Annotated in this window: 1 protein-coding gene; it reads left to right on the top strand. The window is 28.4% G+C overall.

Annotation, left to right across the window (positions count from 1 at the left end; translation table 11 throughout):
* Positions 1-553: hypothetical protein (locus tag ABN256_RS19130; protein ID WP_349439941.1), on the top strand; the 553-nt coding region annotated here is incomplete at its 5' end.
* Between the last annotated feature and the right edge of the window lie 103 nt (positions 554-656).

Below are 656 nucleotides of genomic sequence, written 5' to 3'. Positions count from 1 at the left end.
ATATACTGTTTCTGGTTTTAATAGTGAAATGGTTTTGTTAGAAAAAGAAGATAATAGTTCATTATATAGTGCAGAAATCCCTTATAGAGGAGGTGGAAAATGTGATTGGCAATTAAGTAATATCACATTAAGGATGACATTGAAGATTAATGATCACTTTTCAAAAGATATTACTGATGTAGTAGGAACTGGAGTTATTATTATTTTCGATAATAATCAGCCTCAACGAGTAGGAAAAAAACCAATTAATAAAAAAGATGATTTTTATATTATCGCTGATTATTTTCCTTGGATTGATATACCTTTTAAAAATGATAAAAATATTAGTCTATGGTTATATGGAGAAGAACTTTATCTTTATTATAAATCTCGTGATGCTCAGCAAATTACTTGGAAACCAATCATTCACCCCAATATTGTGGTTTATTCTGAATATCCAGAAGAGCGTAAAACTGAAGGTGTAAGTACAATATATTCTTACCCAGATGGTACAAAGAGTTCAAATAGAGATGGAAAACCAGACTATAAAAAATTACTTTCCTTAATTAAGTAATAATTTTCATTTTAAAATATATGGTAAAAATGCGTAGCACAATTCAAGGACGAAAGATCATTTTAAAAAATGATACGACCAATACAAAAGGAACCGTATTAAG

It is taken from the genome of Proteus sp. fly-1008 (assembly GCF_040140305.1).
Taxonomy (GTDB): domain Bacteria; phylum Pseudomonadota; class Gammaproteobacteria; order Enterobacterales; family Enterobacteriaceae; genus Proteus; species Proteus vulgaris_B.
This window is presented reverse-complemented; position numbering and strand designations above follow the sequence as displayed.